The sequence below is a fragment of the Burkholderia paludis genome (assembly GCF_000732615.1).
In the GTDB taxonomy this organism is placed as follows: domain Bacteria; phylum Pseudomonadota; class Gammaproteobacteria; order Burkholderiales; family Burkholderiaceae; genus Burkholderia; species Burkholderia paludis.
In genome coordinates this window covers 1-11769 of sequence record NZ_JPGL01000045.1, presented here as the reverse complement: position 1 = coordinate 11769, position 11769 = coordinate 1, and the positions used below count along the sequence as shown (strand labels likewise).

Here is an 11769-nt window from a genome sequence, read left to right as displayed (position 1 = left end):
TGCGCGGCAGGCCGTCAGGCCGGCTTGCCCCAGCTGTCGCGCAGCCCGACGATCCGGTTGAACACGGGCTTGCCCGGCTTCGAATCGACACGATCGGCAACAAAGTAGCCGTGGCGCTCGAACTGCAGGCGCGTTTCCGGCGCGATATCGGCGTTGCCCGGCTCGAGGTAGGCCTGCACGATCTTCTTCGAATCGGGATTCAGCGCCTCGAGGAAGTTCGCGCCGCCCGCGTCCGGATGCGGCACCTTGAACAGGCGGTCGTAGATCCGCACTTCGGCCGGCTGCGCATGCTTCGCGCTGACCCAGTGGATGTTGCCCTTGACCTTGTAGTTGTTCGCGCCTTCGGTGCCCGACTTGCTGTCCGGGAAGTAGTTGCAGTGCACGGCCGTGACGTTGCCGTCGGCGTCCTTGTCGAAGCCCGTGCATTCGATCACGTAGCCGTAGCGCAGGCGCACCTTGTTGCCCGGGAACAGGCGGAAATACCCCTTCGGCGGGTTCTCGGCGAAATCCTCGCGCTCGATCCACAGCTCGCGCGAGATCGGGAACGTGCGCACGCCGCGCTCCGGGTGGTGCGGGTGCACCGGCGCCGTGCAGGCTTCCTCGAGGTCTTCCGGATAGTTGTCGATCACGAGCTTCAGCGGATCGAGCACCGCGACCGTGCGCGGCGCCTTGTCGTCGAGGTCGTCGCGCAGCGCGCCTTCGAAGATGCTCATGTCGATCCACGAGTCGATCTTCGTCACGCCGATCCGGTCGCAGAACAGGTGGATGCTCTCCGGCGTGAAGCCGCGGCGGCGCACGCCGACGATCGTCGGCATCCGCGGGTCGTCCCAGCCGTCGACGTGGCCTTCGGTGACGAGCTGCAGCAGCTTGCGCTTGCTGGTGATCGCGTACGTGAGGTTCAGCCGCGAGAATTCGATCTGTTGCGGCAGCGGGCGCGAGAAGATGCCGGCCTCCGCGAGTTCGTTCAGCACCCAGTCGTACAGCGGGCGGTGATCCTCGAATTCGAGCGTGCACAGCGAATGCGTGATGCCTTCGAGCGCATCCGAGATGCAGTGCGTGTAGTCGTACATCGGGTACACGCACCACGCGTCGCCGGTGCGGTAGTGGTGCGCGTAGCGGATCCGGTAGATCACCGGGTCGCGCATGTTCATGTTCGGCGAAGCCATGTCGATCTTCGCGCGCAGCACGTGCTCGCCTTCCTTGAACTCGCCGGCCTTCATGCGGCGGAACAGGTCGAGGTTTTCTTCCGGCGTACGGTCGCGGAACGGCGACGGCTTGCCGCCTTCCGTCAGCGAGCCGCGGTTCGCGCGCATCTCGTCGGCGCTCTGGCTGTCGACATAGGCCTTGCCGCGCTTGATCAGCAGCTCGGCGAACTCGTACAGCCTGTCGTAGTAGTCGCTCGCGAAATACTGATGATCGACCGCGTCCTTGCGCCAGTCGAAGCCGAGCCAGCGTACCGCGTCGACGATCGAGTCGACGTACTCGACGCTTTCCTTTTCCGGGTTCGTGTCGTCGAAGCGCAGGTGGCACACGCCGCCGTAGTCGCGCGCGACGCTGAAGTTCAGACAGATGCTCTTGGCGTGCCCGATGTGCAGATAGCCGTTCGGCTCGGGCGGGAAGCGCGTTTCGACGCGGCCGCCCCATTTGCCGGTGCGGTTGTCGTCGTCGATGATGTTGCGGATGAAATTGGAAGCCGCGGGGGCGTCGTTGCGTTCGGTGCTCATGCGGTGGCGTCAGGTTGTGTCTGTGTCGGCGCGTCGCGCCGGTTTAATCCCGTGATTCTACCTGACCGGGGTGCGTCCCGCGCGGCTCGCGGCACGGCGGAAGGCGGTTTCGCCGGTTTATCTCGATATTGTGTCGGCTGTAACACGACGTAAATCGGATTGCCCGCGCTGTTTGGCCTTCCCTATGATGGCGGCACCGAATCGAATGCCGTCGTGCGGATGGGCGCAGGGCGGGGAATACCTGGAACCATGATGAAGAAGACCACTTTTGTCGTTCGTACCGCCGTGATCGTCGCGGTCCTGTCTCAGCTCGGCGCATGCGCGATGACGCATGCCCAGCGCAACGCCGGCATCGGCGCGGCCGCGGGCGGCGCGCTCGGCTACCTGATCACGGGCGGCCCGATCGGCACGGTCGCCGGCGCCGCGGCAGGCGGCATCGTCGGCGCGAACGTACGCTGACCGACGACGCGGGCCGCCGGCACGGCGGCTCGCCACCGGTCGCGACGCCGCACCCGGCGCGTCCCGACCCGACCCCACGCACATCCTTCCGGTTTCGTTCAGACAGGCAGCATCAGGGAGGAACGGGTGTGCGACACTGCGTCGACGCCACATAACGATTTCACGCGTCGACGCACCTTCCATGAGCCATTTCCCCGTTCTCGTCCTGCCGGGTTACGCCAACTCGGGCCCGCTCCACTGGCAGAGCCGCTGGGAGCGCGCCGATGCACGCTTCTCGCGCGTCGCGATGCCCGACTGGGAGCATGCATTCCGCAACGGCTGGTGTCTCGCGCTCGACCGCGCGGTCGAGGCCGCGCCCGGCCCCGTGCTGATCGCCGCGCACAGCCTCGGCACGCTGACGGCCGCGTGGTGGGCGACGCGCTATGCCCGCCCGGCCGCGCTCGCGAAAGTACGCGGCGCGCTGCTCGTCGCGCTGCCCGATCCGGCCGGCCCCGCGTTTCCGGACGATGCGCACGGCTTCGGGCCCGTGCCGCACGAGCGCCTGCCGTTTCCGACCGCCGTCGTGGCGAGCCGCGACGATCCGTACGGGTCGCCCGCGTTCGCGCGCGCGTGCGCGAACGCATGGGGCAGCGCCTTCCACGACATCGGCCCGCGCGGCCACATCAATGCGGACAGCGGCCTCGGCGACTGGCCCGCGGCGCGCGGCTGGCTCGACGCATTGGCTCGCGCCTGACGGCGCGCGGCGCACGCAGCATGCCGGCGCGCACCCGGGCCGGCAACCGCGCTCAGATCGCCTGTTTCGCCCGCAGCGCCGCGATTTTCGCGTCGTCGTAACCGAGCATGTCGCGCAGCACGTCGTCGGTATGCGCGCCGAGCAGCGGCGGGGCCGTGCGCGCGTCGGGCGGCGTCGCGCTCATCCGGATCGGGTTGCGCACGAGCTTCGCGTCCGCGCCGCACGGATGCGGCAGCGACACCTGCATCCCGCGAGCGATCACCTGCTCGTTGTCGAACACTTCGTCCAGATCGTTGATCGGCCCGCACGGCACGCCGGCCGCTTCGAGCGCGTCGATCCAGTCGGCCTTGTCGCGCGCCCTGACCATCTCCGCGAGGATCGGCACCAGCGTGTCGCGGTGGCGCACGCGCGACGGGTTCGTCGCGAAACGCTCGTCGTCGGCCAGCCCGGGCCGGCCGCCGGCCTCGACGAACTTGCGGAACTGGCCGTCGTTGCCGACCGCGACGATGATCCAGCCGTCGCGCGTCTGGAACGTCTGGTAGGGCACGATGTTCGGATGCGCGTTGCCCCAGCGCACCGGCGGCTTGCCGCTCGCGAGGAAGTTGGTGTTCATGTTCGCGAGCAGCGCGACCTGCACGTCGAGCAGCGCCATGTCGATGTACTGGCCCTCGCCGGTGCGGTCGCGGTGCGCGAGCGCGGCGAGCACCGCGATCGTCGAGTAGAGGCCGGTCGAGAGGTCGGCGATCGCGACGCCGGCCTTCTGCGGGCCGCCGCCCGGCTCGCCGTCGCGCTCGCCGGTGATGCTCATGAAGCCGCCGATGCCCTGGACGATGAAGTCGTAGCCCGCGCGGTGCGCGTACGGGCCCGTCTGGCCGAAGCCGGTGACCGAGCAGTAGACGAGATCGGGCTTCACCGCGCGCAGGGATGCGTAGTCGAGCCCGTATTTCTTCAACTGGCCGACCTTGTAGTTCTCGAGCACGACGTCGCTCTGCGCGGCGAGCTCGCGCACGATCCGCTGGCCTTCGGGCGTCGCGATGTCGATCGTCACCGAGCGCTTGTTGCGGTTCGCCGCGAGGTAGTACGCGGCTTCGGCCGTGTCGGCGCCGTCCGCGTCCTGCAGGTACGGCGGCCCCCAGTGGCGCGTGTCGTCGCCGGCGCCCGGGCGCTCGACCTTGATCACGTCCGCGCCGAAATCGGCGAGCGTCTGCGCGCACCACGGGCCCGCGAGCACGCGGGTGAGGTCCAGCACGCGGATATGGCTCAGGGCACCCATCGTCGAATCGTCTCCTTTCATGGCTGGCCTGCCTTGCCGGGGCACGGCCGATTGGCATGCCGAGCATCTTAAGGCGAATCGGCCGCGCAGGGGGCCGGGCGCCCGCTCGCGCCGGTCGCGGGCCGGCGCCGGACCCGGGAAGGGCCCGGCCGCTTTGCCCGCGCTTTGCCCGGAAGCCGGCCCCGATCCCGTATAATCGATCGTTTCCAAATCCATGCCGCCGCGCCCCGCCCAGGGCGCCGGCGTTTGAAGCCGTCTTTGCCAGACTGTCCCCGCACGCCATGAAAGCTGCCGAAATCCGCGAGAAATTCCTCAAATTCTTCGAATCGAAGGGCCACACGATCGTCCGCTCGTCGAGCCTCGTGCCCGGTAACGACCCCACGCTGATGTTCACGAACTCGGGCATGGTCCAGTTCAAGGACGTCTTCCTCGGCACGGATCCGCGCCCGTACTCGCGCGCGACCACCGCGCAGCGCAGCGTGCGCGCGGGCGGCAAGCACAACGACCTCGAGAACGTCGGCTACACGGCGCGCCACCACACGTTCTTCGAGATGCTCGGCAACTTCTCGTTCGGCGACTACTTCAAGCACGACGCGATCCGCTTCGCGTGGGAGCTTCTGACCACGGTCTACCAGTTGCCGAAGGACAAGCTGTGGGTCACCGTCTACCAGGAAGACGACGAGGCGTACGACATCTGGGCGAAGGAAGTCGGCGTGCCGACCGAGCGCATCATCCGCATCGGCGACAACAAGGGCGCGCGCTACGCGTCGGACAACTTCTGGACGATGGGCGACACGGGCCCGTGCGGCCCGTGCACGGAAATCTTCTACGACCACGGCCCGGACGTGTGGGGCGGCCCGCCGGGATCGCCCGAAGAAGACGGCGACCGCTACATCGAGATCTGGAACCTCGTGTTCATGCAGTTCAACCGCGACGCGCAGGGCAACATGACGCGCCTGCCGAAGCAGTCGGTCGACACCGGCATGGGCCTCGAGCGTCTCGCCGCGGTGCTGCAGCACGTGCACAGCAACTACGAGATCGACCTGTTCCAGAACCTGATCAAGGCCGCCGCGCGCGTGACCGAGATCAGCGACCTCACGAACAACTCGCTGAAGGTGATCGCCGATCACATCCGCGCGTGCTCGTTCCTGATCGTCGACGGCGTGATCCCCGGCAATGAAGGCCGCGGCTACGTGCTGCGCCGGATCGTGCGCCGCGCGATCCGCCACGGCTACAAGCTCGGCCGCAAGGGCGCGTTCTTCCACAAGCTGGTGGCCGACCTCGTCGCCGAGATGGGCGTCGCGTATCCGGAGCTGAAGGAAGCCGAGCAGCGCGTGACCGACGTGCTGCGCCAGGAGGAAGAGCGCTTCTTCGAGACGATCGAGCACGGCATGTCGATCCTCGAGGCCGCGCTGGCCGACGTCGAGGCGAAGGGCGGCAAGGTGCTCGACGGCGAGCTCGCGTTCAAGCTGCACGACACCTACGGCTTCCCGCTCGACCTCACGGCCGACGTGTGCCGCGAGCGCGGGATGACGGTCGACGAGCCGGCGTTCGACGACGCGATGGCGCGCCAGCGCGAGCAGGCGCGCGCGGCCGGCAAGTTCAAGGCCACGCAGGGCCTCGAATACACGGGCGCGAAAACCACGTTCCACGGCTACGAGGAAATCGCGTTCGACGACGCGAAGGTCGTCGCGCTGTACGTCGACGGTTCGTCGGTGAACGAAGTGAAAACCGGCCAGGACGCGGTCGTCGTGCTCGACCACACGCCGTTCTACGCGGAATCGGGCGGCCAGGTCGGCGACCAGGGCGTGCTCGCGAATGCGTCGACGCGCTTCGCGGTGGCTGACACGCTGAAGGTGCAGGCCGACGTGATCGGCCACCACGGCACGCTGGAGCAGGGCGCGCTGAAGGTCGGCGACGTGCTGCGCGCGGAGATCGACGCGCATCGCCGCGCGCGCACGCAGCGCAACCACTCGGCCACCCACCTGATGCACAAGGCGCTGCGCGAAGTGCTCGGCGCGCACGTGCAGCAGAAGGGGTCGCTGGTCGATGCGGAAAAGACCCGCTTCGACTTCGCGCACAACGCGCCGATGACGGACGACGAAATCCGTCGCGTCGAGCAGATCGTCAATGCCGAAATCCTCGCGAACGCACCGGGCATCGTGCGCGTGATGCCGTACGACGAAGCGGTCAAGGGCGGCGCGATGGCGCTGTTCGGCGAGAAGTACGGCGACGAAGTGCGCGTGCTCGACCTCGGTTTCTCGCGCGAGCTGTGCGGCGGTACGCACGTGAGCCGCAGCGGCGACATCGGCTTCTTCAAGATCATCGTCGAAGGCGGCGTCGCGGCCGGCATCCGCCGCGTCGAGGCGATCACCGGCGACAACGCGCTGCGTTACGTGCAGGCGCTCGACACCCGTGTGAACGAAGCCGCGGCCGCGCTGAAGGTGCAGCCGTCGGAGCTCACGCAGCGCATCGCGCAGGTGCAGGACCAGGTGAAGTCGCTCGAGAAGGAGCTGGGCGCGCTGAAGTCGAAGCTCGCATCGAGCCAGGGCGACGAGCTCGCGCAGCAGGCCGTCGAAATCGGCGGCGTGTACGTGCTGGCCGCGACGCTCGACGGCGCCGACGCGAAGACGCTGCGCGAAACGGTCGACAAGCTGAAGGACAAGCTGAAGAGCGCGGCGATCGTGCTGGCGGCCGTCGAAGGCGGCAAGGTCAGCCTGATCGCGGGCGTCACGGCCGACGCGAGCAAGAAGGTCAAGGCCGGCGAGCTCGTGAACTTCGTCGCGCAGCAGGTGGGCGGCAAGGGCGGCGGCCGTCCGGACATGGCGCAGGCGGGCGGCACCGAGCCTGACAACCTGCCGGGTGCGCTGGCCGGCGTGAAGGGCTGGGTCGAGGAACGCCTCTGATCGTCGCAGCCGATACGATGCCGTCCGGTTGACGGCGGCATCGCGTGACAAATACGAAGGCCCGACCGGTTGATGCCGGTCGGGCCTTCGCGTTTGCGGGGCCGGCCGGCGCGGGCGCGGCTGCGGCTGCCCGGCGCTTCAGGCCGGCACGGCCACCGGCGGCTTTGCCGCACCGCCGGGTTGCCGGGCGGCGTCGACCAGCGCATCGCGCAGCGCGGCGAGCGCCGCCGACGCATACCCTTGCCGCCACCCGAGCAGCGTATCGATGCCTTCGAGTGCGGGAATCGTGTGCGCGGCGATGTTGCCGGTCTCGGGCTGCAGGTCGAGCACCGAACGCGGCGCGACCGCGATGCCCGCGCCGGCCGCGACGCAGGCGACGATCGCGTGATACGAGCCGAGTTCGAGCACGCGCGCCGGTTTCACCTCGTGCGCGGCATACCATTGCTCGACGTATTTCCGGTAGGTACAGCCGCGCTCGAACGCGATCAGCGTCGGCAGGATCACGTCGCGCGGCGTGCGCACCGGCGGATGGCCGCGCGGCGTCAGCAGCACCAGGTCCTCGCGGAAGATCGGCGCCGTCTCGAACGTGTCGGGCAGCGTCTCCGGCGCGGGCGGGCGCGCGAACAGCGCGGCGTCGATCTCGAAGTCGCGCACGCGGTCGATCAGCCAGCCGGTCGTGCCCGTCACCAGTTCGAGCGACACGTCGGGCCAGGCATGGTGATAGCGCGCGAGCACGGCCGGCAGGCGGCTCGCCGCCGTGCTTTCCATCGTGCCGAGCCGCAGCCGCCCGCGCGGCGTGTCCTCGCGCACCGCGTCGCGCGCCTCGTCGGCGAGCGCGAGCAGACGCTCCGCGTAGGGCAGCAGCGTATGCCCGGCCGGCGTCAGCACGAGCCGGCGGCCGTCGCGCACGAACAGCGCCGCGCCGAGTTCCTCCTCGAGCTGCTTGATCCGCGTCGTGACGTTCGACTGCACGCGATTGAGCTTGGCCGCCGCGCGCGTCACGCCGTTCTCGCGCACGACCGCCCGGAAAATCGCCAGTGCCGCCAGATCCATGATTCTCTCCGAGGGATGGATGTGTTCTTGATTATTCATTTTTCGAGAACATCTGGTCAAGCTAGGATGAGGTCGTCCCGATTTCCGTTCCGGCCGGCGCATCGCATGCGGCGGCCCGTGCCGCCGCCATGTCCCGTCCCGATGCACCGTCCGCCGTCCACGCGCTTTCGTCAGACGAAGCCGACCGCCAAGCCCGCGTGGTCGCGCTGGCCTGCATGACCGGCCTCGCGATCGTGCTCGGCGTCGGTCGCTTCGCGTTCACGCCGCTGCTGCCGCTGATGCTTGCCGACGGCTCGATCGGTCTGAAGGCCGGCAGCTGGCTCGCGTCGGCGAACTACGCGGGCTATTTCGCCGGCGCGGTCAGTTGCGCGGCGCTGCGCGTCGCGCCCGCGCGGATGGTCCGCTTCGGTCTCGCGGCCACCGTGCTGCTCACCGCCGCGATGGGCGTCGGCCATCCGCTGCCCCTGTGGCTCGCGGTGCGTTTCGTCGCGGGCGTCGTCAGTGCGTGGACGTTCGTGTTCATGTCGCAATGGGGGCTGAAGCGGCTGGCCGAACTGTACGCGCCGGAGTGGAGCGGGGTGATCTACGCGGGGCCCGGCGTCGGCATCGTGGCGACGGGGCTGATCGGCAGTGTGCTGGCCGGCCATCGCGCGGCGACCGGCTGGCTGGGTTTCGCGGCGCTGTCGGCCGTGTTGTCGGTCGCGATCTGGCGCACGTTTGCGGTCGTGCCCGCCGTCGGAGCGGCCGTGAACGCGGCTGTCGCTACCCCGGCAGCTTCCGCGGCGCCGGCCGGCGCACGTCGCCACCGCGCGGACGCCGCGTGGCTCGTCGTGCTGTACGGCATGCCGGGCTTCGGCTACATCATCACCGCGACATTCCTGCCCGTGATCGCGCGCGGCGCGCTGCCGGCCGCTTCGCCGTGGCCCGACCTGTTCTGGCCGATGTTCGGCGCGGCGCTGATCGTCGGCGCGATCGCCGCTTCGCGGTTGCCCGGCCACTGGGACAACCGGTTGCTGCTCTCGGCCGGCTGCGCGTTGCAGGCGCTCGGCATCGCGGCCGGAATCGTATGGCCGAATGCGGCCGGCTTTTCGGTCGGCAGTGCGTTGCTCGGCCTGCCGTTCACCGCGATCACGTTGTTCGCGATGCGCGAGGCGCGGCGTCTGCACGGCGAGCGCGCGGCCGGGCTGATGGGCTATGCGACCGCGTCGTACGGCGTCGGGCAGATCGCGGGGCCGCTCGTGGCGGCGCCGCTGGTTGCCCGATACGGATCGTTCACGCCGGCGCTGTGGGTCGCGGCCGCGGCGCTGCTCGCCGGGGCGGCGGGGTTCGCGGCACTCGCGGCGGCGACCGCCGCGCATCGGCGCGCGTGAAGCCGGCGGTGGTCGCCGTCGCGGCGCATGTCGTGTCGAGAGGGGGCCGGCTGGTGCGGCCGACGCGTCGATCACGCACGAACGATGCCTGTCCGGTCGGGACAGATCAATAGGATTGCTATCTTTGAAGAAAGTGACTTAGTACGCGACTGCATTTGAACGAGAATTACCGCGTAAATTTCGTACCTGATCTACATACATCCCGATTGTCTGTCTGTAGCATCCGCCGAATAAATTGATCGCCGGAGCGTTCCGGCGACTGCACTTCGGATGCTGTGGCGCATGTGGGTAGATCAACGAAGAATCGTCGTCCGTTGCCGGAATGACATCGGCAGTGTTGTCGTCGCGGGGGTGTGTGCAGCCGGTGCGCCGGCCGTATCCATCGACGGTCGCGGTGTTCCGCGCGCGCTTCGAAGCGCTGGCGGCATGCTGTGCCTGTCGCTGTTGTGGGGCGCGGGCGTCGCGAGCGCGCCCGGGCAGGCGCACGCGCAAGTGCCGACTGCCGGGGCGACGATGCGCGACGTCGAAACGTCGCGGCCGGCGCTGCCGCCGGAAGCCGCCCCCGATCTCGAGATCGTCCCCTCCGAAAGCGCCGCGCAGCCGCAACCGGCCGCCGGGCCGCGCATCGCCGTGCGCGCGTTCGACGTCAGCGGCAACACCGTATTCGACACGGCCACGCTGCAGGCGCTCGTCGCCGGGCTGGCAGGCGATTCGCTCACGTTTGCCGACCTGCAAAGCGCGGCAGAGCGGATCACTGCCTACTATCGCGAGCGCGGCTATGTGCTCGCGCGCGCCTATCTGCCGAAGCAGGACATCGAGAACGGGGTCGTGCGCATCGAAGTCGCCGAGGGGCGCTACGGCAAGATCGAGATCCAGAACCAGTCCCGCGTGATCGCTGCCGTGTTGCGGCAGCCGCTGGCCGCGCTGCATCCGGGCGACGTCGTCCGCGGCTCCAGCCTCGAACGCAGCCTGTTGCTGCTCGACGATCTGGCGGGCGTCGGCGCGCGCGGCACGCTGCGCCCCGGCGAAGCACCGGGCACCACCGATCTCGTCGTCGACGCCGAACGCGGGCCGCCGGCCTCCGGATCGCTCGAATTCGACAACTACGGGGGCGTGTCGACGGGGCGCTATCGCGTCACCGGCAGCATCGACGTCAATGCGCCGCTGCGGCTCGGCGATCGCCTGAGCCTGCGCGGGCTCGTCAGCGACGAGCGGCAACGCTATTCCCGCGCCGCCTATCAGGTGCCGGTGGGGCCGGCATCCACGCGGGTCGGCGTCGCGTATTCGTCGCTGAACTACCGGGTGGCGGGGCGCTTTGCGGATGTCGAGCTGAGCGGGCGCGCCAGCGTGCAGACCGTCTACGTCGCCCAACCGCTCGTGCGGGCGCGCGATCTCAGCGTCACGGCGCAGGTGCAATACGAGAACAAGAACCTGCACGACACCTACGGCATGGTCTCGCTGGTGAACGACAAGAATGTCGGCCTGTGGACCTTCGGGCTCAGCGGCAACGGCCAGGACGGCTGGCTGGGCGGCGGCCGCACCGGTTTCTCGGTGATGTTCGGCGTGGGGCGCTTGCGCAGCAGCGACCTGCTTCAGGCGAATCCGCTGACGAACACGATCGGCAGCTTCAAGAAGCTCAATCTGGACCTGCAGCGGATTCAGGCATTGGGCGGCCGGTTCCAGCTATACGGGCAGGTCGGCGCACAGCTCGCGTCGCGCAATCTCGACTCTTCCGAACAATTCAGTCTGGGCGGCCCGTACGGCGTGCGTGCGTACGCGCTCGGCGAAGGGAGCGGCGACCAGGGCTGGCAGGCCAGCGCGGAATTGCGTTATCTCGCCGCGCCGGGGTGGCAGGTCAGCATGTTCGTCGACGCGGGCGCCGTGCAGATCAGCCGGCGTCCATGGACGAACGAACGGAATACGAAACACATGCAGGCGGCGGGTATCGGTGCGAGCTGGTTCGGTACCAAGCGGCAGGTCTCGCTGACGGCGGCACTGCCGCTCGGCCGGGGCGGCGATTCGCCGACCCGCGCGCCGAGCGTATGGGTTCAGGCTGCTCAGTATTTCTGAGCAGGCGTGATCGGCGGTTTTATTTCGCACGAACATTTATCAATCGAATAATTTATCAATCGAATAAAAAGGACTCCAAATGAACAAGGCTTATTCACTGGTATGGAACGACGCGCAGGGCGGCTGGTGCGCGGTGAGCGAAACGGCGCGCCGTCGGGGCAAGACGGGCAGCGGCAAGCGC

General features: G+C 68.7%; 9 protein-coding genes. 6 read left to right on the top strand and 3 right to left on the bottom strand.

The genetic code is table 11. The annotated features are described in order from the left end of the window. Positions 1–14: 14 nt before the first annotated feature. Positions 15–1724 (bottom strand): glutamine--tRNA ligase/YqeY domain fusion protein, encoded by a 1710-nt coding sequence (locus GQ56_RS0124910; protein WP_031401224.1) that lies wholly within the window; start codon positions 1722–1724, stop codon positions 15–17. Positions 1725–1973: 249 nt separating this feature from the next. Between GQ56_RS0124910 and GQ56_RS0124905 the strand changes: the two genes are divergently transcribed. Continuing rightward, the gene (locus GQ56_RS0124905) at positions 1974–2183 is read left to right on the top strand and encodes an ornithine acetyltransferase (protein ID WP_031401223.1); all 210 of its coding nucleotides are present in this window, start codon (positions 1974–1976) and stop codon (positions 2181–2183) included. Between the two features lie 181 nt (positions 2184–2364). Beyond that, on the top strand, positions 2365–2916 hold the full coding sequence (locus GQ56_RS0124900) for an RBBP9/YdeN family alpha/beta hydrolase (protein WP_031401222.1): 552 nt from the start codon (positions 2365–2367) through the stop codon (positions 2914–2916). A gap of 52 nt (positions 2917–2968) precedes the next feature. Here GQ56_RS0124900 and GQ56_RS0124895 read toward each other — a convergent pair whose 3' ends face one another. Then, complete coding sequence (locus GQ56_RS0124895) at positions 2969–4189, bottom strand: CaiB/BaiF CoA transferase family protein (RefSeq protein WP_031401221.1); 1221 nt, start codon at positions 4187–4189, stop codon at positions 2969–2971. A gap of 281 nt (positions 4190–4470) precedes the next feature. Here GQ56_RS0124895 and alaS point away from each other — a divergent pair, with 281 nt between their 5' ends. Further along, complete coding sequence (gene alaS / locus GQ56_RS0124890; protein WP_031401220.1) at positions 4471–7095, top strand: alanine--tRNA ligase; 2625 nt, start codon at positions 4471–4473, stop codon at positions 7093–7095. A 138-nt stretch (positions 7096–7233) separates the two neighbouring features. Here alaS and GQ56_RS0124885 read toward each other — a convergent pair whose 3' ends face one another. Next, positions 7234–8148, bottom strand: coding sequence for a LysR family transcriptional regulator (locus tag GQ56_RS0124885; protein WP_031401219.1), 915 nt, complete (start codon positions 8146–8148; stop codon positions 7234–7236). A gap of 128 nt (positions 8149–8276) precedes the next feature. Here GQ56_RS0124885 and GQ56_RS0124880 point away from each other — a divergent pair, with 128 nt between their 5' ends. From GQ56_RS0124880 to GQ56_RS47255, 3 genes are all read left to right on the top strand, one after another. Beyond that, positions 8277–9518 (top strand): YbfB/YjiJ family MFS transporter, encoded by a 1242-nt coding sequence (locus GQ56_RS0124880; protein WP_031401218.1) that lies wholly within the window; start codon positions 8277–8279, stop codon positions 9516–9518. Between the two features lie 426 nt (positions 9519–9944). Further along, on the top strand, positions 9945–11588 hold the full coding sequence (locus GQ56_RS0124875; protein ID WP_235212757.1) for a ShlB/FhaC/HecB family hemolysin secretion/activation protein: 1644 nt from the start codon (positions 9945–9947) through the stop codon (positions 11586–11588). A gap of 79 nt (positions 11589–11667) precedes the next feature. Then, a partial coding sequence (locus GQ56_RS47255) for an ESPR domain-containing protein (RefSeq protein WP_152601845.1) occupies positions 11668–11769 on the top strand: 102 nt, incomplete at its 3' end.